Source organism: Streptomyces sp. NPDC005931 (assembly GCF_042871235.1).
GTDB lineage: Bacteria > Actinomycetota > Actinomycetes > Streptomycetales > Streptomycetaceae > Streptomyces.
In genome coordinates, this window is the sequence record NZ_JBIAIG010000005.1 from 252,893 (window position 1) to 276,330 (window position 23,438).

Consider the following 23,438-nt stretch of genomic DNA (forward strand, 5'->3'; position numbering starts at 1 on the left):
CCGGACCGTGACCGTGATCACGCAGCACGGGACCAACTCTTTTGCGCGTCAGCCCTGTTCGCGCAGCTGCTCCTCGGTCAGCCCCTGGCGCCAGTAGCCCACGAACGTCACGCGGCGGCGGTCGACACCCCGTTCGCCCACGAACAGCCGACGCACCTGCTTCACGCAGCCGGACTCGCCCGCGATCCACACGTACGGCCGTCCGCCGGACGGGAGTCGGGCGCAGCGGAGGCTGTCGAGGGCCATGGGGGAGCCCTCGCCTCCGGTGCCTCCGCTCCGCACGAACCAGGTGACCTCCGCGTCCGCCCGTGTGGGGAGGTCCTGGACGTCTCCCGGGTGCGGCACCTCGAGCCAGACCCGGGTCCGGGTGCCGGGCGGCAGCGTCTCGAGGATCGCGGCGGTGGCGGGCAGGGCCGTCTCGTCGGCCCAGATCAGCACGAGATCGGTGTCCTCGGGCAGCCGGAAGCGGATCGCCCGGTTGTCCGCCACCGCCGGGCCGAGCAGCAGCACGCGGTCACCGGCGCTCGCCCGCGCGGCCCAGCGGGAGGCGGGGCCGGCCTCGGTGGCGGGTGTGCCGGCCGGCCCGGTGGACGGGCCGGCGTCGGAGGTGACGCCGTGCAGGACGAAGTCGATGTCGACCTCGGTGGTGCGGCCGGCGGCGTCCGTGCGCAGCGCCCGGAGCGTGTACGACCGCATCACTGCCCGTACGTCGTCCGGGAGTTCGCGCCAGCCCTGCCACCACCCCTCGCCCAGTTCGACCGGCACGGCCGGTTCGCTCTGCCCCGGGTGCGGCAGGAACAGCGACAGCGACTGGTCACGCCCGTCGGAGCGGAAGTGGCGCAGGTCGGACCCGGCGAAGGTGACCCGGACCAAGGACGGGCCGAGCCGCCTCGTCCGTACGACCTGGAGGGCGAAGAAACGGAACGGGGCGGCCACGGCGGTGGTCACGGGCGGAACTCCGGGTGGGTGGAAGGTGTGGTGCCGGATGCCGTCCGGCGCCGGGTCAGCTGACCTTCTTGGCCTTCTCGAGGGCGGCGGCGAGGTTCTCGACCAGCGGCGCGCACTTGTCGTAGGACAGGATCGGCTCGGCCGAACGCGGGATGATCTGACCGGCCTTCACCGCGGGGAGCTTCTTCCAGGTCGCCTCGGTGATGTCGGCGGGCTGGATGGCCGAGGAGCGGTCGTCCATCATGATGATGTCGGCCTTGTGCTTGTCGACGTTCTCCCAGCTGAGGCTCTCGAACCAGCCGCCGGTCGCCTTCTTGTCCGCCTCCGAGGGCTCGACGAAGTTCACGCCCAGGGCCTTGAAGTACTCGAGGTCCACGGAGAGGTTGGTGCCGGAGACGTAGAACAGCTCCTGGCTCGCGGAGCCGGCCATCACCTTGATGTCGGGGTTGGCCTTGGCCGCCTTGCGCAGCCGCTCGGAGGCCTCCTCGAAGCGCTTCTTGGCGTCGGTGACCTTCGCGGCCTTCATGTCGGCGCCCAGGGACTCGGCCAGCTCCCACACCCGCTGGAGCGGCTGCGTCAGCTGACGGTCGAAGACGGATATGGCGACGCTCGGCGCCAGCTTGGCGATCTTCTCCTTGGACGCCTCGGGGACGTACCAGAGGGTGCCGGCGCTGTCGAAGGTGGTGCTGATCAGCACGTCGGGCGCGAGGGTGGCGTACTTCTCGACGTTGAACTGGTCCCAGACGTTGCCGAGTACGGTCACCTTGCTGATGTCCATGTCGCCGGCCTGGACGTCGGCCTTGCCGTCCTTGGTCTTGGTCGGGCCGAAGACGCCCTTGACCTCGATGCCGTAGTCGTACAGGGCCGCGGCCACGCCGGTGAAGGCCACGATGTTCGCGGGGACCTTGTCCAGCTTCACCGTGGTGCCGCGGTCGTCCTTGTAGGACCAGGGGCCGGACTTGGCGGCCGCCGTCGACTCCGAGCCGCCGTCCTTCTTCGCGTCGTCGCCGCCGCACGCGGTCACGAGGGCGCCGAGTCCGAGGGCGCCGCCGGCGGCGAGCAGTCCGCGACGGGAGAGGCGGGCGGTACGGGCATTCGACATGGCTGGGTCTGCTTTCGTGCGTACGGTGCCGATGGGTGCACGCCTGCGGGGCCCCTTGGCTGAAGACAGGCTTAGGTTAGCCTAACCTGATGCATTGTCCAGGGGGTGATCGGGTGCGCACCCGTCCGAGCGGCCGAAATGCCCGCCCTGTACCGTGATCACCGTCGGGCAAAGGGGGTTGCCGTGGATCGGGACCGACGCTGGGGCGTGCCGCTGGCCGGGAATCTGGTCCTCGGGGTGGTGGCCGTCCTGCCCCTGTGGCTGCTGATGATGTTCCTGGCGAACGACCCGCTGACGGAACTGGGCCTCGCCTCCGGTGAACCGGCCGACCGTGGTGCAGGACTCTCCCCGGCGGTGGCCCTGGCGGTGGCGTGGGCGCTCTTCCTCGCCGTGTGGCTGCCGTTCAACCTGCGGTCCCGCCCGAGGACGGGCGCGTCCGCCGCACGCTACTGGACCCTGAGCGCGGGCCTGGCCGTGACCCCGATGGCCGTGGTGGCGGGCCTGTCCTTCCTCGTCGACGGCTGAGCGGCCCGCGCCCCGGTGGGGCACGGGCCGCGATCATCCGAACGGTCAGCCGGCCAGGCCCAGTTCACGGGCGATCAGCATGCGCTGGACCTCGCTCGTGCCCTCGCCGATCTCCAGGATCTTGGAGTCGCGCCACATGCGGGCCACCGGGTACTCGTTCATGAAGCCGTACCCGCCGTGGATCTGGGTGGCGTCGCGGGCGTTGTCGACGGCGATCGTGGAGGAGTACAGCTTCGCGAGCGCCGCCTCCTTCTTGAAGGGCTCGCCGGCGACGAGGCGGCTGGCCGCGTCGCGCCAGGCGAGGCGGGCGGTGTGGGCCTTCATCTCCATGTCGGCGATCTTGAACTGGATCGCCTGGTTGGCGCCGATGGGGCGGCCGAAGGCGTGCCGCTCCTTGGCGTACTTCACCGACTCGTCGACACAGCCCTGCGCCAGACCCGTCGCCAGCGCGGCGATGGCGATGCGGCCCTCGTCGAGGATGCGCAGGAACTGGGCGTAGCCCCGGCCCTCCTCGCCGAGCAGGTTCTCCGCCGGGACCCGGACGTCCGAGAAGGACAGCTCACGCGTGTCCGAGGCGTTCCAGCCGACCTTCGAGTAGGGGGCCGCCACCGTGAACCCCGGGGTGCCGGACGGCACGATGATCGCGGAGATCAGCGGCTTGCCGTCGGGCTTGCGCCCGGTGACCGCCGTGACCGTGACCAGGCCCGTGATGTCGGTGCCCGAGTTGGTGATGAAGCACTTGGTGCCGTTGATGACCCACTCGTCCGTATCCGGGTCGAGCCGGGCCGTGGTGCGGGTCGCGCCCGCGTCGCTGCCGCCGTCCGGCTCGGTCAGGCCGAACGCACCCAGGATCTCGCCGGAGCACAGGCGGGGGAGCCACTCGCGCTTCTGCTCCTCGGTGCCGAACAGGTGGACCGGCATCGCGCCCAGCGAGACCCCGGCCTCCAGGGTGATGGCGACCGACGAGTCCACCCGCGCCAGCTCCTCCAGGGCCACGCCCAGCGCGAAGTAGTCGCCGCCCATACCGCCGTACTCCTCCGGGAAGGGCAGGCCGAACAGGCCCATGCGGCCCATCTCCCGCACTATCTCGTACGGGAACTCGTGCCGCTCGTAGAAGTCACCGATCTTCGGCGCCACGACGTCGTGCGCGAACTCCTCCACCGTGCGGCGGAGTTCTTCCAGTTCGGGGGAGAGCTTGTGGTCCATGGTCGTTCACTGCTCCTGGTGGGAGAGGGCTCGTACGGTGCGGGACGGGCTGGGTCGGCCCAGGCGGTCGGCCATCCAGACGCTTGTGGCGACGAGACGGCCGAGGTCGACCCCGGTGTCGATGCCGAGGCCCCGCAGCATCCACACGAGGTCTTCGGTGGCGAGATTGCCGGTGGCGGACTTCGCGTACGGACAGCCGCCCAGTCCGCCGGCGGAGGCGTCGACCGTGGTGACGCCGTGCCGCAGCGCGGCCAGCGTGTTGGACAGGGCCTGGCCGTAGGTGTCGTGGAAGTGCACGCCCAGCGCGGACACCGGCACGCCCGCCTCGGTGAGCGCCGTGAGCAGGGCGCCGACGTGGCCCGGGGTCGCCACCCCGATGGTGTCGCCCAGGCTCAGTTCGTCGCAGCCCATGTCCAGCAGGGCCCGGCAGACCTTCACCACCTGGGGGACCGGGACGGGGCCCTCCCAGGGGTCGCCGAAGCACATGGACAGATAGCCGCGCACATGGAGGTCCTCGCCCTTCGCCCGGCCCACCACCGGCTCGAACATGGCCAGGGCCTCGTCCACCGTGCGGTTGAGGTTGGCCTTGGCGAAGGACTCCGTGGCACTGGCGAAGACCGCCACCCGCCGCGCGCCCAGGGACAGCGCCCGGTCCAGGCCGCGTTCGTTCGGTACCAGGACGGGCAGGGCCACCGGCAGATCGCTCACCAGTGGGAACAGCTGCTCCGCGTCCGCCAGTTGGGGAACCCACCGGGGGTGGACGAAGCTCGTCGCCTCGATGGTGGTCAGGCCCGTGCCGGCCAGGCGGCGGACGAACTCCGCCTTCACCTCGACCGGGACGACCGTCTTCTCGTTCTGGAGGCCGTCGCGGGCGCCGACCTCGTGGATCCGCACGCGGGTGGGCAGGCCGGCGTCCGGTACGGCCATGGGCAGGCCCAGTTCCGTGGCGTTCACGCCGTCTCCTCCTCCGCCGGGGCGATGACCGCCAGCACTTGGTCCATGGCGACCGTGGTGCCGGGCGAGACGTCCAGTTCGGTGACCGTGCCGGCGTGCGGGGCGGAGATGACGTGCTCCATCTTCATCGCCTCCACCACCAGCAGGCTCTGGCCGGCCGTCACCTCGTCGCCGACGGCGACCTTCACCACCGTCACCGTGCCGGGCATCGGCGCGGTCAGCGAGTCGGCGCCGGCGTGCGCCGCGCGGGTGAGGGACGCGGCGACCGGGTCGTGGTCGCGCACCTGCCATGCGTCGCCGTCGCGGCCGAGCCAGGTGCCGTCCGGCAGGGCGGCGAAGGTGTGGGCGACCCCGTCGAGCAGGAAGGTGAACCGGTCCTCGCCCCCCGGCCGCGGGGACACGCCCCCGAAGGCCCGCAGCGGCGTGCCGGTCCCCGGCAGCAGCAGTTCCGTGCCGTGGTCCGCCGTGCCGCGCACCCGCACGGTCACCGGGTCCCGGCCCGGCACCCGCAGGTGGTGCTCGGTCCACGCCCGCGCTCCGCCCAGGCGCCAGCCGTCCGCGGCGGCGAACGGGTCGGCCCAGCCGGAACCGCCGGGGGGCGCGAGGCGGGCGTGGCGCAGCAGGGCCGCCGCCGCGTACACCTCCGTCGGCACCTCGTCCGGTACCAGCCCGTCCACCTCGCGCTCGACCAGCCCCGTGTCCAGCTCGCCCGAGACCACGGCCGGGTGCGCCAGCAGCCGCCGCAGGAACCCGGCGTTGGTCTGTACGCCCAGTGTGACCGTCTCCGCGAGCGCCGCGCGGAGCTTGCGCAGCGCGGTCGGGCGGTCGGGGCCGTAGGCGATCACCTTGGACAGCATCGGGTCGTACAGGCTGCCGACCTCGGTGCCCTCGCTGAGCCCGGAGTCGGTGCGCACTCCGTCGCCCTGCGGCTCGCGCAGCCGCAGCACGGTCCCACCGGAGGGCAGGAAGCCCCGCGCGGGGTCCTCGGCGCAGACCCGGGCCTCCACCGCGTGACCCGTCAGGCGGACGTCCTCCTGGCCGAAGGCCAGCCGCTCGCCGGCCGCCACCCGCAGCTGCCACTCCACCAGGTCCAGGCCCGTGATCAGCTCGGTGACCGGGTGCTCCACCTGCAGGCGGGTGTTCATCTCCATGAAGTAGTACGACGACGGGTCGCCGCCGGGGACGATGAACTCCACCGTGCCCGCGCCCCGGTAGCCGCAGGAGCGGGCCGCCTGGACCGCCGCCTCGCCCATCGCGGCCCGGGTCCGCTCGTCGAGCAGGACGCTGGGCGCCTCCTCGATGATCTTCTGGTGGCGGCGCTGGAGCGAGCACTCGCGCTCGCCGAGGTGCACCACGCCCCCGTGGCCGTCGGCCAGGACCTGGATCTCGATGTGCCGGGGGCGGTCGATCCACCGCTCGACCAGAAGGGTGTCGTCACCGAAGGACGCGCGGGCCTCGCGCCGGGCGGCGGCGATCTCGTCCGCCAGCCTCGCCGCGTCCCGGACCAGGCGCATGCCCTTGCCGCCGCCGCCCGCGGAGGGCTTGAGCAGCACCGGCATGCCGATCCCGCGGGCCGCTTCGGCCAGTTCCTCGTCGGTGAGGCCGCTGCCGCTCGAACCCGGCACCACCGGGACACCGGCCGCCTTCACGGTCTCCTTGGCGCGGATCTTGTCGCCCATGAGGGAGATCGCGTCGGCGGGGGGCCCGATGAACACCAGCCCCGCCTCGGCGCACGCCCGCGCGAAGCCGGCGTTCTCGGCGAGGAAGCCGTACCCGGGGTGGACCGCCCGGGCGCCGGTGCGGGCGGCTGCCTCGAGCAGCCGTTCCACCGACAGGTAGCTCTCGGCGGCCGGTGCGGGACCGATCCGCACCGCCGTGTCGGCCTCCCGGACGTGCCGGGCATCGGCGTCCGCGTCGGAGAAGACGGCCACCGAGCGCACGCCCATCGACCGCAGGGTGCGGATGACGCGGACGGCGATCTCGCCCCGGTTGGCCACAAGCACTGTCTCGAACATGATCGTCGGTTCCCTCACATCCGGAAGACGCCGAACTGGGGGTCGCCCAGTGGCGCGTTGGCGCACGCGGTCAGGGCCAGGCCCAGCACCTGCCGGGTCTCCAGCGGGTCGATCACGCCGTCGTCCCAGAGCCGGGCCGTCGCGTAGTAGGCGTTCCCCTGGCGCTCGTACTGCGCACGGATCGGGGCCTTGAAGGCGTCCTCCTCCTCGGCGGGCCAGTCCTCCCCGCGCGCCTCCATCTGGTCCCGCTTGACGGTCGCGAGGACCGAGGCGGCCTGCTCGCCGCCCATGACCGAGATCTTGGCGTTGGGCCACATCCACAGGAAGCGGGGGGAGTAGGCCCGGCCGCACATCGAGTAGTTGCCCGCGCCGTAGGAGCCGCCGACCACGACGGTCAGCTTCGGCACGCGGGTGCAGGCGACCGCGGTGACCATCTTGGCGCCGTGCTTGGCGATGCCGCCCGCCTCGTAGTCCCGGCCCACCATGAAGCCGGAGATGTTCTGCAGGAACACCAGCGGGATGCCGCGCTGGTCGCACAGCTCGATGAAGTGGGCGCCCTTCTGGGCGGACTCGGCGAACAGGATGCCGTTGTTGGCGACGATCCCCACCGGGTGGCCGTGGATCCGGGCGAAGCCGGTGACCAGGGTCTGCCCGAACTCCGCCTTGAACTCGGCGAAGCGCGAGCCGTCGACCACGCGGGCGATGATCTCGCGCACGTCGTAGGGGGTGCGGGAGTCCACCGGCACCGCGCCGTACAGCCCGGCCGGGTCGACCTTGGGCTCGACGGCCGGCTCGGCCTGCCAGGGCAGCGTGCCCCGCGCGGGGAGCGTGGAGACGATGTCGCGCACGATCCGCAGGGCGTGCGCGTCGTTCTCCGCGAGGTGGTCGGTCACGCCGGACACGCGGGAGTGCACCTCGCCGCCGCCCAGCTCCTCCGCGGTGACGACCTCGCCGGTGGCGGCCTTCACCAGGGGCGGGCCGCCGAGGAAGATCGTGCCCTGGTTGCGCACGATCACCGCCTCGTCGCTCATCGCCGGGACGTACGCCCCGCCGGCCGTGCAGGAGCCGAGCACCGCCGCGATCTGCGGGATGCCGGCACCCGACATGCGGGCCTGGTTGTAGAAGATCCGCCCGAAGTGGTCCCGGTCCGGGAACACCTCGTCCTGCATGGGCAGGAAGGCGCCGCCGGAGTCGACGAGGTACACACAGGGGAGACGGTTGTCGAGGGCCACCTCCTGCGCGCGGAGGTGCTTCTTCACCGTCATCGGGTAGTAGGTGCCGCCCTTGACGGTGGCGTCGTTGGCCACGACCACGCACTCCCGGCCGGCCACCCGCCCGATCCCGGCGATCACACCGGCCGCCGGGGCCTGGCCGTCGTACATCCCGTCGGCCGCGAGCGGGGCCAGCTCCAGGAAGGGCGAGCCGGGGTCGAGGAGGGTGTCCACACGGTCGCGCGGGAGCAGTTTCCCGCGCGCGGTGTGCCTCGCCCGCGCCTTCTCGCCGCCGCCGAGCGCCGCCGCGGCCAGCTTGGCGCGCAGCTCCTCGACGAGGGCGCGGTGCGCCTCCTCGTTGGCCCGAAAGGCCTCCGACGCGGGATCGGCCGCGCTGTGAAGCTCCGGTGCCTGTTGCATCCTGCGGGTCCCCTCACCTTGTTAATGAGCGTTAACGCATTTCCCTCAGGTTAACGACCGCTAACCTCGCTGTCTAGAATCGTCTTCATGGCCACCAGAACCGACGCCCCCACCCGCCGCGAGCAGATCCTCAAGGAAGCCGCCCGGCTGTTCGCCGACCGCGGCTTCCACGGCGTCGGGGTCGACGAGATAGGGGCCGCGGTCGGCATCAGCGGGCCGGGGCTGTACCGGCACTTCGCGGGCAAGGACGCGATGCTCGCGGAGCTGCTGGTCGGCATCAGCGACTCGCTGTTGACCGGCGCGAAACGGCGCCTGGAGGAGGCCGACGGGGTGGCCGCCTCGGAGGTCCTCGACTCGCTCATCGAGGGGCACATCGACTTCGCGCTCGACGACCGTCCTCTGATCACCCTGCACGACCGCGAGCTGGACCGCCTCCGGGACGCCGACCGCAAGCTGGTGCGCCAGCTCCAGCGGCAGTACGTCGAGCTGTGGGTCGAGGTGGTGCGCGAGGTGTACCCGGCACTGACCGAACCGGCCGCCCGTTCGGCGGTGCACTCGGTGTTCGGCCTGCTCAACTCCACCCCGCACCTGGGTCGACCCGGCTCCCTGCCCGGCCGCGACACCACGGCGGAGCTCCTGCACCGGATGGCCCGCGGCGCGTTCGCTGCGGCGGGCGGGCGCTGACGCCCGGCCGGGGGATCGGGGGATCCGCACGGTGGGGCGGTGTCCCGGTCGTCGCCGCGTGACGAGCGTTACGGTCCCCCTGCTCTGGACGTCTGTCCGTACTCGCCGGTATCTTTGATCTGAGCAAGCGCTTAGACATGCCCAGGTACGTGGAGGTGGCGCGGTGCGCCGTACGGTTTTCAACGAGGATCACGAGGCGTTCCGGGAGACCCTTCGCGCCTTCATCGAGGCAGAGGTCGTCCCCGTCTACGACGAGTGGTTCGCCGCCGGCCAGGCGCCGCGCGAGTTCTACTACAAGCTCGGTGAGCTGGGCATCTTCGGCATCAACGTGCCGGAGGAGTACGGCGGCGCGGGCCTGGACAGCCACAAGTTCGAGGCCGTCCTCTACGAGGAGACCGCCCGCGCGGGCGTCCAGTTCGGCGGTTCCGGCGTGCACGTGCTGCTCGCCCTGCCCTACATCAAGATGCTCGCCACCGACGAGCAGAAGAAGCGTTACCTGCCGAAGTTCGTCACCGGCGAGGAGATGTGGGCCATCGCGATGACCGAGCCGGGCACCGGCTCCGACCTCGCGGGCATGAAGACCACCGCCAAGCTCTCCGAGGACGGCACGCACTACGTCCTCAACGGCGCCAAGACCTTCATCACCGGCGGCGTGCACGCCGACAAGGTCATCGTCTGCGCCCGGACCTCCGCCCCGACCGCCGAGGACCGCCGCTTCGGCATCTCGCTCTTCGCCGTCGACACCAAGTCCGAGGGCTACTCCGTCGGCCGCAAGCTCGACAAGCTGGGCCTGCGCACCTCCGACACGGCCGAGCTGGCCTTCGTCGACGTCAAGGTGCCGGTCGAGGACCTCCTCGGCGAGGAGAACAAGGGCTTCTACTACCTCGGCCACAACCTGGCCTCCGAGCGCTGGGGCATCGCCTTCGGCGCCTACGCCCAGGCCAAGGCCGCCGTCCGGTTCGCCAAGCAGTACGTGCAGGAGCGCACCGTCTTCGGCAAGCCGGTCGCCCACTTCCAGAACACCAAGTTCGAGCTGGCCGCCTGCCAGGCCGAGGTGGACGCCGCCGAGGCCGTCGCCGACCGCGCCACCGAGGCCCTCGACGCCGGCGAGCTGACCCCGGCCGAGGCCGCCTCCGCCAAGCTGTTCTGCACCGAGGTCGCGCACCGCGTCATCGACCGCTGCCTCCAGCTGCACGGCGGCTACGGCTACATGAACGAGTACCCGATCGCCCGCCTGTACGCGGACAACCGGGTCAACCGCATCTACGGCGGCACCAGCGAGATCATGAAGACGATCATCGCGAAGGACATGGGCCTGTAGGGCTCGCGGAAGGATCTACACGACTGACCCCATGAGTCAGGCACTACAGGACCTGCTCGATCTGCTCGACCTGGAGCGGATCGAGCAGGACATCTTCCGCGGCCGGTCCCGTTCCGCCGTGGTCCCGCGCGTCTTCGGCGGCCAGGTCGCGGCCCAGGCCCTGGTCGCCGCCGGCCGGACGGTCCCCGAGGACCGTCCGGCGCACTCCCTGCACGCGTACTTCCTGCGCCCCGGCGATCCGGGCGCGCCCATCGTCTACAACGTCGACCGCATCCGCGACGGCCGCTCCTTCACCACCCGCCGGGTCGTCGCGGTCCAGCACGGGCAGCCGATCTTCCACCTCTCGGCGTCCTTCCAGACGTACGAAGAGGGCCTGGACCACCAGGCATCGATGCCGCCCGCGCCCGATCCCGCGACGCTGCCGACCTCCGAGCGGCGGATGCGCGGCTACGCGCACCTGGACCCGGCGGTCGTGGAGCGCTTCGTCCAGGCCCGCGCGGCGGTCGACCTGCGGTACGTGGACGAGCCGCCGTTCGGCCGCTACGGCGAGCCGCGCGAACCGCACTCGCAGGTGTGGTTCCGCACCAACGGCAAGCTCGCGGACGACCCCCTGCTGCACGTCGTCCTCGCCACGTACGTCTCCGACATGACGCTGCTGGATTCCGTGCTGCTCGCGCACGGCCGCGGCGGCTGGGCGGTGGGCGACGTGGTCGGCGCCTCCCTGGACCACGCGATGTGGTTCCACCGCCCGTTCCGCGCCGACGAGTGGCTGCTGTACGACCAGCAGTCCCCGACGGCCCACGGCGGCCGGGGCCTCGGCCAGGCCCGCATCTACACCCAGGACGGGCGGCTCGCGGTCTCCGTCATCCAGGAGGGCGTGGTGCGGGTCCCGCACGACTGACGGGACCCGCCGGGCTCAGACCAGCCCCGCCTCCGCCAGGAGGAACGCCGTCATCGGGTCGTAGTGGCGGGGGCTGGTGACGTGGTCGTCGAGGGGGACCGTGACCTGGACGGTGCCCTCGGCCTCCGCGAGGAACAGGGCCGGGTCGTTGCAGTCGGCGTAGCCGACGGAGTCGACGCCGTACTGCCCGGCCGCGCCCGCCCAGCCGTGGTCCGCGACGACCAGGTCGGGCAGGGGGCGGCCCTCGCGCTCCAGGGCGGTGAGGACGGCCTTCATCGGCTCGCCGGAGTGGGTGTGCCACAGCGTGGCGCCGTGCTCCAGCACCGCCACGTCGGCGAACTGCATCACGTACCCCTCGTCCGTGGCCAGCCCGTCCGGGATCACCACGATCTCGCAGCCGGCGGCCCGCAGCGCGGCGGCCGTGGCGCGGTGCACGTCGAGCAGACCGCCGGGGTGCCCGGTCGCGAACAGCACCCGCTGCCGGCCCTCCGCCGCCTTGCGCAGCCGCCCGGCCATCCGCTCCAGCGCGGCCACGGTCAGCTCCGGGTCGATGGTGTCCTGGCCGTACCGGTGCTCCGGGTCGTCGTTGACGCCGACCCGCTCCGCCATCACCGCGAGCACGTCCTGCTCGTCGCTCCAGCGGTCGCCGAGTTCCAGTCCGAGCCAGTAGTGGCGGTCGCCGTTCGCCAGCTTGCGGTAGTGGGAGAGGTTGTTCTCCCTCGGCGTGGCGACGTCGCCCGCTATGCGCGTGGCGACGAGGTGGTCGAGGAGCTCGGCGCGGCTGGGGGTCCCGGTTATCGGCATGCCCCCCATTGTGGAGCAGCGGTCCGGGGCCGTCCCTGGCGTATCGAGCGCTGGGACGTGCGTCACGTACTCAGGGACATCCGTACGGGTACTCAGGGCCCCGGCGTGCCCCGGGGTGCCCCGGCGTACACCGGCGTGCCCCGGCGGTACGGCGCGTACGACCCGGTACGGCGCGCACGACCGGTGCGCCGGATCCGGTACGCCGCGCGCGTCACGTGTGCCGCAGCACGAACCACAGCTCCATCCGTACGTCCGGGTCGTCCAGGTCCGCCTCCAGCAGGGCCGCGCACCGCGCGATCCGCTGCCGCACGGTGTTGCGGTGCACGGACAGCGCCACCGCGGTGCGGTCCCAACTGCCGTGCAGGCTCAGCCAGGTGCGCAGCGTGTCGGTGAGGGCCGGGGTGCCGGCCACCGGGGCGAGCAGCGTACGCGCGTGGGCCCGGGCGTCGGCCGCGGGGACCAGGTCGGCGAGGGCCGGGCGGGCGCCGTGCCGCACGAGCGGGGTGCGGGTGGCGCGGGCCCGGGACAGGGCGCGGGCCGCCTGGGTGTCGGCGGCCGGCCAGTCGCGCGGGGCGACGTCCGCGCTGACGCCCAGCGTCCAGCCGGGCAGCGCCTCCGGGGCCCGGTCGGCCGGCACCAGGACGCGCACCACCTCGCCCGCCAGGTCCACCAGCGCCGACCCGAGCGCGGCACCCAGCGCGGACGCCGCGACGGAGTCCGGTGCCTGCCCGTCCGGGCGGGCGTGCACCACCCGCCAGCGGTCCTGGCCCAGCAGCGGGGTCACCGCCTCCGGCGATGCGCCCAGCAGCAACCGCACCAGGGCGGCGGAGCGGGCCGCGCCCGTGCCGCTCTGGTGCTCGCCGGTGAGCAGCGACAGCAGGACGGCGGCCACCGAGGCGATGGTGTGGTCCCCGGGGTCGCGCCGCGGGGCGGCCACGCCCAGCACGAAGCCCCGGCCGGCGCCGAGGGCGTAGGCGGCCAGCCGGGTGCCGGCCACGGTGTCGCTCGCGGTGCCGGCCGCGCGGGTGCCGACCACGCCCGCCAGGTCCGCCAGCGCCGCTCGCACCTCGGCGCCCTGATCCCGCCCGGCCGCCGCCAGCCGCGCGCCCTCCGGCCCGTACAGCACCGCCGTGCCGTCCAGGCGCCGGGCCAGCTGCCGCAGCACCGAGGGGACCGGATCCGGACGGGCCGCCGCCGCGGCCAGGCTCTGCTGGGCCTCCGCCACCCGGCGCAGCTCCGCCAGCCGGGCCCGGGCCATCAGCTGCCACACCGCGCGGGCCACTCCCGAGAAGGTGGTCCGCGGTGGCACCTCGAGCAGCGGCAGCCCGTGTGTCCCGCACGCCTCGACCAGCGCGCCCGGCACGGTGTCGTGCACCGGAGCCACTCCGAAGCCGAGGGCCGCGCCGCCCGCCGCCACGACCCGGGAGACATAGGCGTCGAAGTACTCCGGTCCCGCGCCCGGCGGGATGTGCACGCCCGCCGACAGCAGCAGTTCCCCGCCCAGCAGGTAGGGGGAGGGGTCGGCCAGCTCGGAGGTGTGCGCCCCGTGGACCACGAGGCCGGGCCCGGCCGGTCCCGCGATCCGGCGCAGACCGAGGTCCTCGCGTGCCAGGAGCGCGTCCAGGGGTACGGGGGGTGTGGGCGGTGTGGTGGGCGCGGAGGGCAGCGCCGGATCGTGCACGGTGGACGTTTCCTCCATCAGGGGCACTCCGAATGGAGGAAACGTACACTTCCGGTGTGCCGGGGGGCCACCTAGCGTCGGATCGAGACCGGCTCCGACCCCTCCACCGTCCGAAGGAAAGCATCCCTCATGAGCAGCAACGAGACGCCCCGCGGCCCCGTCGACTCCTCCCGGGTCCCGCGGTACGCCGGCCCCGCCACCTTCGCCCGGCTGCCGCGCCTCGACGAGGTCGGCCGCGCCGACGTCGCCGTCGTGGGCGTGCCGTTCGACTCGGGTGTCTCCTACCGGCCCGGCGCCCGCTTCGGCGGCAACGCGATCCGCGAGGCGTCCCGGCTGCTGCGCCCGTACAACCCCGCCCAGGACGCCTCCCCGTTCGCCCTCGCGCAGGTGGCCGACGGCGGCGACATCGCCGTGAACCCCTTCAACATCAACGAGGCCGTGGAGACCGTGGAGGCCGCCGCCGACGAGCTGCTCGGCACCGGCGCCCGGCTGATGACCCTCGGCGGCGACCACACCATCGCGCTCCCGCTGCTGCGCTCGGTCGCCAAGAAGCACGGTCCGGTCGCCCTGCTCCACTTCGACGCCCACCTCGACACCTGGGACACCTACTTCGGCGCCGAGTACACCCACGGCACGCCGTTCCGCCGGGCCGTCGAGGAGGGCATCCTCGACACCTCCGCCCTCTCCCACGTCGGCACCCGAGGCCCGCTGTACGGCAAGCAGGACCTCACCGACGACGAGAAGATGGGCTTCGGCATCGTCACCTCCGCGGACGTCTACCGGCGCGGCGCCGACGAGGTCGCCGACCAGCTGCGTCAGCGCATCGGCGACCGTCCGCTGTACATCTCCATCGACATCGACTGCCTCGACCCGGCCCACGCCCCCGGCACCGGCACCCCCGAGGCCGGCGGCATGACCTCCCGCGAGCTGCTGGAGATCCTGCGCGGACTCGCCTCCTGCAACCTGGTCTCGGCGGACGTCGTCGAGGTGGCGCCCGCGTACGATCACGCCGAGATCACCTCGGTCGCCGCTTCCCACACGGCGTACGAGCTGACCACGATCATGTCCCGCCAGATCGCCGCCGCCCGTGAGGAGAACGAGGGCAAGTGACCCACGACCACGACCTGGTGCTCCGCCCCACCGCCGCGCAGAGGGAGGCCGCCCTCAGCCCTCCTCCCGGCCGCACCGGCGGGGACCTGGTCGTGGAGACGCTGGCCGGGCTCGGCGCGACCACCGTCTTCGGCCTGCCCGGCCAGCACGCCCTCGGCCTGTTCGACGCGCTGCGGCGGTCCGACCTGCGCTACGTCGGCCTGCGGATGGAGAACAACGCCGGGTTCGCGGCGGACGCGTACGGCCGGACCACCGGCGAGGCGGCCCCGCTGCTGCTGTCGACGGGTCCCGGCGCGCTGATGTCGCTGCCCGCGCTGCAGGAGGCGGCGGCGGCCTCCGCGCCGGTGCTGGCGATCTGCAGCCAGGTCCCGACGGCCGGGCTGGGCGGGGGCCGCCGGGGCTACCTGCACGAACTGCCCGACCAGGCGGCCTCGTTCCGGGGCGTGGTGAAGTCGGTCCACACGGTCCGCGCCGCCTCCCAGATCCCCTCCGCCGTCGCGGCGGCCTGGAAGTCGGCGCTGACCGCGCCGCACGGGCCGGTGTGGGTGGAGATCCCGCAGGACGTGCTGCTCGCGGAGACGGTACTTCCGGTGGTCACGGCGATGGACGCCACCCCGGACGAGCTGCCCCCGCGCCCCGAACTGATCGCACTGGCCGCCCACCTGCTGTCCCGTGCCGAGCGCCCGGCGATCGTCGCGGGCGGCGGCGTGATCCGTGCGGACGCCTCGGGCAAGCTGAGGCAGCTCGCCGAGCGGGTCTCCGCCCCGGTCGTCACCACCCCCGGCGGCAAGGGCGCGTTCCCCTGGAACCACCGGCTGTCGCTGCGGTCGTGGCTGGAGGACCGGCACACCACGGACTTCCTCGAGGACGCGGACGTGCTCCTGGTGATCGGGTCCGGGCTGGGCGAACTCTCCTCGAACTACCACACCTTCAGGCCGCGCGGCCGGGTGGTCCAGATCGAGGCGGACCTCGGCAAGCTGGAGTCCAACCACCCGGCCGTTGGCATTCACGCGGACGCGCGCCTCGCCCTCCAGGCGCTGCTGGAGACGGTCGAGCCGCGCGCGGACGAGACGGTGCCGGAGCGTGTCGGCGCGCTGCTGGCCGAGGTCGCCGAGCGCATCGGGGCCCAGGAACTCACCCTGGAACAAAGGGTGCTGACCGCGGTCCGGCGCGCCCTGCCCGCCGACTCGCCCTCCTTCTGGGACATGACGATCCTGGCCTACTGGGCCTGGTCCGCCTTCGACGCCAAGGGCCCCAACCTGCTGCACTCCGCCCAGGGCGCGGGCGGCCTCGGTTACGGCTTCCCGGCCGCCCTCGGCGCGGCGGTCGCCGACCCCACCCGCCCGGTGCTGGCGGTCTCCGGGGACGGTGGCGCCCTGTACTCCGTCGCCGAACTCGCCACGGCCCGCCAGCACGACCTCGACGTCACCTGGCTCGTCGTCGACGACGGCGGCTACGGCATCCTGCGCGAGTACATGACCGACGCGTTCGGCGGGACCACGGCGACGGAGCTGACCCGCCCGGACTTCGTGGCCCTGGCCCGGTCCTTCGGCGTGCCCGGGGTGCGCACCACCCCCGAGACCCTGGAACGGGACCTCGCCGAGGCCCTGTCGACGCCGGGCCCGTCGGTGGTGGTGCTCCCGGCGGTGCTGCGCATGTTCGCGCCGACGCACCTGGGCTGAACACCCGGCCGCCCGCCGACGCACCTGGGTCGAACGCCCGGCCGTACTCCGGCTACCAGATCGCCTCGACCCACTCCGGGTGGTCGATGAACGGGTTCCGGTTGCGCTGGTAGGAGGTGTGGATGACGTCGTTGCGCCGCTCCTCGAAGGCGCTGGGCGGGTCCTGCTCGTGCCACTGCTTCAGCACCGCCAGGCGGCCGTGGTACGGGGAAGTGCCGTTGGTGACGGAGTCGTTGGGCTCCAGGTCGGGCCAGCCGTCGGTGCCCTCGTAGCGGACGGCCATGTAGAGGATCATGCGGGCGACGTCGCCCTTGACCGTGTCGCGCGGTTCGAAGGAGTTCGCGTCGGTCAGGCTGCCGCCGCTGTGGGTGAAGGTGCTGCCGCCGTTGTCGAAGTCCTTGTTGCCGCGGATGTTGTTGACCTGCACGTCCTCGGGGCGCAGGTGGTGCAGGTCGGTGCCGGGGCCGGTGGCGGTGCCGAAGTCGCCGTGGGACTTGGCCCACACGTGCTCGCGGTTCCAGTCGCCGGTGTCGCCGCCGCTGAGGGACTTGCTGCGGGAGATGCCCGAGTACAGCAGGATCACGTTGTTGCTGTTGTTCGGGTCCTGGTCGGTGACCTTCAGGGCCTCCCAGACGGCGGAGTACGACAGCTTCGTCTGGTTGCTGATGATGGTGTTCAGCGCGGACTTCAGGCTCGAGCCGGTCTTGCCGACGGCGTTCCTGTAGTACGTGGAGTCGTACGCCGTGGTGGTCGCCGACGCCTCGGTCGCGGTCAGCGCGGGAGTGGTGAGGGCGGCCAGGACGGCGGCGGTGGCGAGGGCCACAGGCTTCCGGGCGCGTATGCGTGTGGCAGACATGTGGGGGTCCCATCTACGCGGGTTGATCGGGGAGCGCAGAGGAGACTGGCATGGACATGCAGTCATGTCCATGGCTTGAAATCGACGCACAGGTGACGACTCGCACAAACCTTCGTCGGCCGCTACAACGTTTCGGCCGTCCGGGCGGTCAACCCCTGCATGAATCGTGGGATTTCCCGCCGCGCCAGAGTGCTGGCGGCAGGCGCGGGCGCCGGTGTCCTGGTGCCGCTCGTCCTGGCCGCCGCGCCCGCCGCCGCGGTCACCCCTGCCGTGGCTTGCACCTCGGCCAGGGCCGGCCTCGCCGAGAAGCTGAAGAAGGACATCACCGCCGCGCTCGCCACCCGCGGGGGCACCGTCGCCGTCGGCCTGTACGACCGGACGACCGGGACGACCTGCACCCTGCGCGCGAGCACCCCCTTCGACTCCGCCAGCGTCGTCAAGGTGACCGTCCTGGCCACCCTGTTGTGGGACGCCAAGAAGACGAACCGGTATCTGACCGACCGCGAGGCGACCCTCGCCAAGGCCATGATCACCACGTCGGACAACGCCGCGACCTCCACCCTGTGGAAACAGCTCGGCACGACGAAGATCAAGGGTTTCCTCGCCGCCGCCGCCATGACGCAGACCGTGCCCGGCGCCAACGGTTACTGGGGCCTCACCCGGATCACCGTCACCGACCAGCAGAAACTGCTCAAGCTGATCACCGCCCGCAACGCGGTCCTCAGCGACAACTCACGTGCGTACATCCTCAAGTTGATGGGTCAGGTCGTCTCCTCGCAGCGCTGGGGCACCCCGTACGGAGTGCCGGCCGGAGTGACCGTCGGCGTCAAGAACGGCTGGCTGCAACGCTCCACCTACGGCTGGCGCGTGCACAGCGTCGGCACCTTCAAGGGCGGCGGCCACGACTACGTGATCACGGTGCTCTCCCACGGCAACAGCACGATGAACTACGGCATATCCACCATCCAGGCCGTGGCCAAAGTCATCCACCGCGACCTCGCGGCGAGTTGACCCGTAACGACGCGTCCTTCCGCCGGCCACCGGCCCGCCCTACGGTGACGTCCATGCGCCTGAGAATCCGCCTCGCCACCGCCACCGCCACCGCGGCCCTCGTGGCGGCCGGCTGCCTGACCGCCGCCGGCCCCGCGAGCGCCCGACCGGACGCCACCGGCGGGCGGCCGGACCACGCCTGCTCCCCGTCCGTCTCCATCGACAGCTTCTCCGACGCGCTCGACAAGACGACCCATGACGGCACCTTCGTGGGCAACCTCTCCGCGCTCGCCGTCGACCACTCCCACTCCCGGCTCCGCTCGAGCGGGGGGACCCCCACCGGCTCGCTCGCCGCCCTCTCCGACCGCTCCACCCTCTTCCGGCTCGACCCCCGCACCCTGCGGCCCCGGGGCGTGACCCCGCTCGCCGACGAGAGCGGCGCCCCCCTCGACTCCGAGGGACTGGTCGTCGACCGGGACGGCACCGCCCTCGTCTCCTCCGAGACCGAGCCCACCGTGCGCCGCCACTCCCGTGACGGGAAGATCCTCGACCGCCTCCCCGTGCCCGAGGAACTGCGCACCCGCGCCCGCGCCAACGGCACCTTCGAAGGGCTGACCCTCCTGCCCGGCGGCCGTACCCTGCTCGCCTCCATGGAGTACCCGCTCGCCGGCGACCCCGGCGACCTCGTCCGCTTCCAGACCTGGAGGCGCACCGCCCACGGCGGCTTCCGGCTCGGCGACCAGTACTCCTACCGGATCGACCCGGGCCTCGGCGTCTCCGAGGTCACCGCCGTGCCCGACGGCCGCCTGCTGGTCCTGGAGCGCGGCTACACCCCCGGTGTCGGCAACACCGTCCGCCTCTACTGGCCGAACGCCACCGCGCCGAGTACGGCAAGACCCTGCTCGCCGACCTCGCCGACTGCCCCTCCCTCGGCGCCACCGCCCAGCAGCCCCAGCCCAACCCGCTGCTCGACAACATCGAGGGCATGGTGATCACCGGCCGGGGCCCCCCCACGGCCGCCTGAAGGTGCTCCTGGTCAGCGACGACAACGAGAACGCCGCCCAGACGACCCGCCTCTACGCTCTGCGCGTACGCCTGTGACCCTTGCGGAGGGATGAAATCCGCATCCGCCCGTGTTGGTGCCTTCCGGAAGATCAGGTCGATCGGCCGCATCGGATCGGACGGAGGGCACCCGCGTGACAGCGCAACGGGGATGGGCACGGCGACTGGCCGGATACGCCTGGCGGTATCCCAAGGACGTCGTTCTCGCCCTGGGCGCGTCACTGGGCGGCATGGCCGTCATGGCGCTGGTCCCGCTGATCACCAAGGTGATCATCGACGACGTGATCGGTGACCACAGCCGCGCCATGGTGCCCTGGGCCGCCGCCCTGATCGGCGCCGCGGTCGTGGTCTACGTCCTGACCTACGTCCGCCGCTACTACGGCGGACGGCTCGCCCTCGACGTCCAGCACGACCTGCGGACCGAGATGTACGCGACGATCACCCGGCTCGACGGCAGACGCCAGGACGAGCTGTCCACCGGGCAGGTCGTCGGACGCGCCACCAGCGACCTCCAGCTGATCCAGGGCCTGCTCTTCATGCTGCCGATGACCATCGGCAACGTCCTGCTCTTCCTGATCTCCCTCGTGATCATGGCGTCGCTGTCGCTCCCGCTCACCCTGGTCGCGCTCGCCGTCGCCCCGGCCCTGTGGTGGATCGCCAAGCGCAGCCGCACCCGGCTGCACCCCTCCACCTGGTACGCCCAGGCCCAGGCCGCCGCCGTGGCCGGCGTGGTCGACGGCGCCGTCAGCGGCGTCCGCGTGGTCAAGGGCTTCGGGCAGGAGGAGCAGGAGACCGGCAAACTGCGGGAGGTCGGCCGGCGGCTGTACGCCGGACGGCTGCGCACCGTCCGGCTGAACGCCAGGTACACCCCCGCCCTCCAGGCCGTGCCCGCCCTCGGCCAGGTGGCCATGCTGGCGCTGGGCGGCTGGCTGGCGGTGCGCGGGCACATCACCCTCGGCACGTTCGTCGCCTTCTCCACCTACCTCGCCCAGCTCGTCGGCCCGGTCCGGATGCTCGCCGTGGTCCTCACCGTCGGCCAGCAGGCACGGGCCGGCACCGAGCGCGTCCTCGAGCTGATCGACACCGAGCCGTCCATGACCGACGGCACCAGGGACCTGCCCGCCGACGCCCCCGCCACCGTCGAGTTCGACGACGTCTCCTTCGGCTACGACCCCGAGCACCCCGTCCTGGACGGCCTCTCCTTCGAGATCCGCCCCGGCGAGACCCTCGCCGTCGTCGGCTCCTCCGGCTCCGGCAAGTCCACCCTCTCCCTGCTCCTGCCGCGTTTCTACGACGTCAGCCGCGGCGCCGTCCTGGTCGGCGGCCACGACGTGCGTGAACTGACCCAGGAGTCCCTGCGCGCGGCCATCGGACTGGTCCCCGAGGACTCCTTCCTGTTCTCCGACACCGTCCGCAACAACATCGCCTACGGCCGCCCGGACGCCACCGAGGAGCAGATCGTGGCCGCCGCCCGCGCGGCCCAGGCCGACCGGTTCATCGCCGAGCTGCCCGACGGCTACGACACCACGGTCGGCGAGCACGGCCTGACCCTCTCCGGCGGCCAGCGCCAGCGCATCGCCCTCGCCCGCGCCCTCCTCACCGACCCGCGTCTGCTGATCCTGGACGACGCGACCTCCGCCGTCGACGCCCGGGTCGAGCACGAGATCCACGAGGCGCTCAAGCACGTCATGCGGGGCCGCACCGCCCGTCCGTCGCCCGACCACCCCTCGACGAGCGCCGGCGCGCGCACCACCCTGTTGATCGCCCACCGACGCTCCACCCTCAACCTCGCCGACCGCATCGCCGTCCTCGACGGCGGCCGGCTCGCCGACCTCGGCACCCACGACGAGCTCCAGCGGCGCTGCGCCCTGTACCGCCGGCTGCTCACCGACCCCGACGAGCTCGGCGCCGTCTCCCCGGGCCACACCCCGCCCGCGGAGCCCCAGGAGGAGGACACCTCCGTACGCGCCGAGCTCGACGCCGAGTTCGACGCCGAGCGCGGGGTCACCCCGCGGCTGTGGACCGGCGACCGCGAGCCCAAGGACACCGCCCTGGCCGGCACCCCGGCCACCCCGGAGCTCCTCGCCCAGGTGGCGGCCCTGCCCCCGGCGACCGACGTCCCCGATGTGGACGAGGCGCGTGCCGTCCGGCCGGAGGGGTCCTACGGTCTGCGCCGGCTGCTGCGCGGCTTCGGCACGGCACTGCTGGTCAGCCTCGGCCTCGTCGCCGTGGACGCCGGCATGGGCCTGCTGCTGCCGGTGCTGATCCGGCACGGCATCGACCAGGGCGTCAGCCAGGCGGCCCTCGGCGCGGTCTGGGCCGCCTCCCTGCTGGGCCTGCTCACGGTCGCCGTCCAGTGGGCGGCGCAGATCGGCGAGACCCGGATGACCGGGCGCACCGGCGAACGCGTGCTCTACGCGCTGCGGCTGAAGATCTTCGCCCAGCTCCAGCGGCTCGGCCTCGACTACTACGAGCGCGAGCTGACCGGCCGGATCATGACCCGGATGACCACCGACGTCGACGCGCTGTCGACGTTCCTCCAGACGGGCCTGGTCACGGCGTTCGTCTCGGTGGTCACCTTCTTCGGCATCATGGCCGCCCTGCTGGTGATCGACGTGCAGCTCGCGCTCGTCGTCTTCGCCACCCTGCCCCTGCTGATCGTCGCCACGTACTTCTTCCGCCGGGCCAGCGTGAAGGCGTACGAGCTGGCCCGGGAGCGGGTGTCGGCGGTCAACGCTGACCTCCAGGAGTCGGTGTCCGGGCTGCGCATCGTCCAGGCCTTCCGGCGCGAGCGGGACGGCGGGCGGCGGTTCGCCGAGCGCAGCGCCGGTTACCGTGCCGCCCGTATCCGGGGCCAGTGGCTGATCTCGGTGTACTTCCCGTTCGTGCAGTTCCTGTCCTCGGCGGCGGCGGTGGGGGTGCTCGTGGTGGGCGGCGCCCGGGTGGACGACGGGACGCTGACGACCGGTGCGCTGGTGGCGTACCTGCTCTACATCGACCTGTTCTTCGCACCCGTGCAGCAGCTCTCCCAGGTCTTCGACGGCTACCAGCAGGCGTCGGTCTCCCTCGGCCGCATCCAGGAGCTGCTGCGGGAACCCACGTCCACCCGGTCCGCCGCCAAGCCGCTGGACGTGCCCTCCCTGCGGGGGGAGATCGCCTTCGACGACGTGCACTTCTCCTACCGGACCGACGACGGCACCGAGGAGGCGCTGAGAGGGATCGACCTGCGCATCCCGGCGGGGCAGACCGTCGCCTTCGTCGGCGAGACCGGGGCCGGCAAGTCCACCCTGGTCAAGCTGGTGGCCCGGTTCTACGACCCCACCGCCGGCCGGGTCACCGTGGACGGCACCGACCTGCGGGACCTCGACCTCACCGCGTACCGGCACCGGCTCGGCGTCGTCCCGCAGGAGGCGTACCTCTTCCCCGGCACCGTCCGCGACGCCATCGCCTACGGCCGCCCGGAGGCCACCGACGCGGAGGTCGAGGCGGCGGCCCGCGCGGTCGGGGCGCACGAGATGATCGCCACGCTGGAGGGCGGTTACCTGCACGAGGTCGCCGAGCGCGGGCGCAACCTCTCGGCCGGCCAGCGCCAGCTCGTTGCCCTGGCCCGCGCCGAACTGGTCGACCCCGACGTCCTGCTCCTCGACGAGGCCACGGCCGCCCTCGACCTGGCCACCGAGGCACAGGTCAACCACGCCACCGACCGTGTGGCCGGCCGCCGCACGACCCTGGTCGTCGCCCACCGCCTGACCACCGCCGCACGCGCCGACCGGGTGATCGTGATGGACCACGGCCGCGTCGCCGAGGACGGCACGCACGAGGAACTGCTGCGGCGCGACGGCACGTACGCCGAGCTGTGGCGGACGTTCGTGGGGGAGGACGTGCCGGCGGTGGCCTGACCCGGGTGTGTCACGGGTGCGCAACCATCCGGTGTACGTCATGCGTCCGTACACCCGTACGTCGTTG

General features: G+C 72.6%; 17 protein-coding genes and 1 pseudogene. 9 read left to right on the forward strand and 9 right to left on the reverse strand.

Annotated elements, in window-relative coordinates; genetic code table 11:
- Window positions 1–48 precede the first annotated feature (48 nt).
- Together ACFYOV_RS15350 and ACFYOV_RS15355 are read right to left on the reverse strand one after the other, a co-directional pair.
- A complete protein-coding gene (locus tag ACFYOV_RS15350) occupies window positions 49–948 on the reverse strand; it encodes a siderophore-interacting protein (protein ID WP_389087593.1) in 900 nt (299 codons plus the stop codon).
- A gap of 55 nt (window positions 949–1,003) precedes the next feature.
- Window positions 1,004–2,050: an ABC transporter substrate-binding protein gene (locus ACFYOV_RS15355; protein WP_389087596.1), complete on the reverse strand. Its 1,047-nt coding sequence runs from the start codon at window positions 2,048–2,050 to the stop codon at window positions 1,004–1,006.
- A 183-nt stretch (window positions 2,051–2,233) separates the two neighbouring features.
- On the opposite strand from ACFYOV_RS15355, the gene ACFYOV_RS15360 reads away from it, so the two are divergent.
- Window positions 2,234–2,575: a hypothetical protein gene (locus ACFYOV_RS15360; protein WP_389087598.1), complete on the forward strand. Its 342-nt coding sequence runs from the start codon at window positions 2,234–2,236 to the stop codon at window positions 2,573–2,575.
- A 45-nt stretch (window positions 2,576–2,620) separates the two neighbouring features.
- Here the strand turns inward: ACFYOV_RS15360 and ACFYOV_RS15365 are convergent, their stop codons facing one another.
- The 4 genes from ACFYOV_RS15365 to ACFYOV_RS15380 are packed head-to-tail and all read right to left on the reverse strand — an operon-like array spanning window position 2,621 to window position 8,381.
- A complete protein-coding gene (locus ACFYOV_RS15365; protein WP_389087600.1) occupies window positions 2,621–3,781 on the reverse strand; it encodes an acyl-CoA dehydrogenase family protein in 1,161 nt (386 codons plus the stop codon).
- Between the two features lie 6 nt (window positions 3,782–3,787).
- Window positions 3,788–4,735 (reverse strand): hydroxymethylglutaryl-CoA lyase, encoded by a 948-nt coding sequence (locus tag ACFYOV_RS15370; RefSeq protein WP_389087602.1) that lies wholly within the window; start codon window positions 4,733–4,735, stop codon window positions 3,788–3,790.
- Window positions 4,732–6,750 (reverse strand): acetyl/propionyl/methylcrotonyl-CoA carboxylase subunit alpha, encoded by a 2,019-nt coding sequence (locus ACFYOV_RS15375; protein ID WP_389087604.1) that lies wholly within the window; start codon window positions 6,748–6,750, stop codon window positions 4,732–4,734. Before ACFYOV_RS15375 ends, ACFYOV_RS15370 begins: the two co-directional genes overlap by 4 nt.
- Window positions 6,751–6,764: 14 nt before the next feature.
- Window positions 6,765–8,381 (reverse strand): carboxyl transferase domain-containing protein, encoded by a 1,617-nt coding sequence (locus ACFYOV_RS15380; RefSeq protein ID WP_389087607.1) that lies wholly within the window; start codon window positions 8,379–8,381, stop codon window positions 6,765–6,767.
- An 87-nt stretch (window positions 8,382–8,468) separates the two neighbouring features.
- On the opposite strand from ACFYOV_RS15380, the gene ACFYOV_RS15385 reads away from it, so the two are divergent.
- The 3 genes from ACFYOV_RS15385 to ACFYOV_RS15395 all read left to right on the forward strand — a co-directional run bounded on the left by ACFYOV_RS15385 (window position 8,469) and on the right by ACFYOV_RS15395 (window position 11,287).
- Window positions 8,469–9,065 (forward strand): TetR/AcrR family transcriptional regulator, encoded by a 597-nt coding sequence (locus ACFYOV_RS15385; RefSeq protein ID WP_389087609.1) that lies wholly within the window; start codon window positions 8,469–8,471, stop codon window positions 9,063–9,065.
- 163 nt (window positions 9,066–9,228) lie between these two features.
- Complete coding sequence (locus ACFYOV_RS15390; protein ID WP_389087611.1) at window positions 9,229–10,386, forward strand: acyl-CoA dehydrogenase family protein; 1,158 nt, start codon at window positions 9,229–9,231, stop codon at window positions 10,384–10,386.
- Between the two features lie 31 nt (window positions 10,387–10,417).
- Complete coding sequence (locus ACFYOV_RS15395; protein ID WP_389087613.1) at window positions 10,418–11,287, forward strand: acyl-CoA thioesterase; 870 nt, start codon at window positions 10,418–10,420, stop codon at window positions 11,285–11,287.
- 15 nt (window positions 11,288–11,302) lie between these two features.
- Here the strand turns inward: ACFYOV_RS15395 and ACFYOV_RS15400 are convergent, their stop codons facing one another.
- Entirely contained in the window at window positions 11,303–12,091 is a 789-nt protein-coding gene (locus ACFYOV_RS15400; RefSeq protein WP_389087615.1) for a phosphatase, read from the reverse strand.
- Between the two features lie 211 nt (window positions 12,092–12,302).
- Entirely contained in the window at window positions 12,303–13,790 is a 1,488-nt protein-coding gene (locus ACFYOV_RS15405) for a PucR family transcriptional regulator ligand-binding domain-containing protein (RefSeq protein ID WP_389087618.1), read from the reverse strand.
- Window positions 13,791–13,901: 111 nt separating this feature from the next.
- Between ACFYOV_RS15405 and speB the strand changes: the two genes are divergently transcribed.
- Complete coding sequence (gene speB, locus ACFYOV_RS15410) at window positions 13,902–14,882, forward strand: agmatinase (RefSeq protein WP_389087620.1); 981 nt, start codon at window positions 13,902–13,904, stop codon at window positions 14,880–14,882.
- Complete coding sequence (locus ACFYOV_RS15415; RefSeq protein WP_389087623.1) at window positions 14,879–16,564, forward strand: thiamine pyrophosphate-binding protein; 1,686 nt, start codon at window positions 14,879–14,881, stop codon at window positions 16,562–16,564. Before speB ends, ACFYOV_RS15415 begins: the two co-directional genes overlap by 4 nt.
- Before the next feature lie 52 nt (window positions 16,565–16,616).
- Here the strand turns inward: ACFYOV_RS15415 and ACFYOV_RS15420 are convergent, their stop codons facing one another.
- A complete protein-coding gene (locus ACFYOV_RS15420) occupies window positions 16,617–17,420 on the reverse strand; it encodes an endonuclease I family protein (protein WP_389087625.1) in 804 nt (267 codons plus the stop codon).
- A gap of 159 nt (window positions 17,421–17,579) precedes the next feature.
- Between ACFYOV_RS15420 and ACFYOV_RS15425 the strand changes: the two genes are divergently transcribed.
- From ACFYOV_RS15425 to ACFYOV_RS15435, 3 genes and pseudogenes are all read left to right on the forward strand, one after another.
- Entirely contained in the window at window positions 17,580–18,431 is an 852-nt protein-coding gene (locus ACFYOV_RS15425) for a serine hydrolase (RefSeq protein ID WP_389087628.1), read from the forward strand.
- Window positions 18,432–18,490: 59 nt separating this feature from the next.
- Window positions 18,491–19,511, forward strand: a pseudogene (locus ACFYOV_RS15430) (esterase-like activity of phytase family protein).
- A 95-nt stretch (window positions 19,512–19,606) separates the two neighbouring features.
- Complete coding sequence (locus tag ACFYOV_RS15435) at window positions 19,607–23,371, forward strand: ABC transporter ATP-binding protein (protein WP_389087630.1); 3,765 nt, start codon at window positions 19,607–19,609, stop codon at window positions 23,369–23,371.
- The last annotated feature ends 67 nt before the right edge of the window (window positions 23,372–23,438 follow it).

Bases quoted from the DNA above. Each gene is read 5' to 3' on its own strand.
- ACFYOV_RS15420 (WP_389087625.1), bottom strand. From the start codon at position 17,420: ATGTCTGCCACACGCATACGCGCCCGGAAGCCTGTGGCCCTCGCCACC.
- ACFYOV_RS15405 (WP_389087618.1), bottom strand. From the start codon at position 13,790: ATGGAGGAAACGTCCACCGTGCACGATCCGGCGCTGCCCTCCGCGCCC.
- speB (WP_389087620.1), top strand. From the start codon at position 13,902: ATGAGCAGCAACGAGACGCCCCGCGGCCCCGTCGACTCCTCCCGGGTC.
- ACFYOV_RS15355 (WP_389087596.1), bottom strand. From the start codon at position 2,050: ATGTCGAATGCCCGTACCGCCCGCCTCTCCCGTCGCGGACTGCTCGCC.
- ACFYOV_RS15380 (WP_389087607.1), bottom strand. From the start codon at position 8,381: ATGCAACAGGCACCGGAGCTTCACAGCGCGGCCGATCCCGCGTCGGAG.
- ACFYOV_RS15425 (WP_389087628.1), top strand. From the start codon at position 17,580: ATGAATCGTGGGATTTCCCGCCGCGCCAGAGTGCTGGCGGCAGGCGCG.
- ACFYOV_RS15385 (WP_389087609.1), top strand. From the start codon at position 8,469: ATGGCCACCAGAACCGACGCCCCCACCCGCCGCGAGCAGATCCTCAAG.
- ACFYOV_RS15395 (WP_389087613.1), top strand. From the start codon at position 10,418: ATGAGTCAGGCACTACAGGACCTGCTCGATCTGCTCGACCTGGAGCGG.
- ACFYOV_RS15400 (WP_389087615.1), bottom strand. From the start codon at position 12,091: ATGCCGATAACCGGGACCCCCAGCCGCGCCGAGCTCCTCGACCACCTC.
- ACFYOV_RS15375 (WP_389087604.1), bottom strand. From the start codon at position 6,750: ATGTTCGAGACAGTGCTTGTGGCCAACCGGGGCGAGATCGCCGTCCGC.
- ACFYOV_RS15365 (WP_389087600.1), bottom strand. From the start codon at position 3,781: ATGGACCACAAGCTCTCCCCCGAACTGGAAGAACTCCGCCGCACGGTG.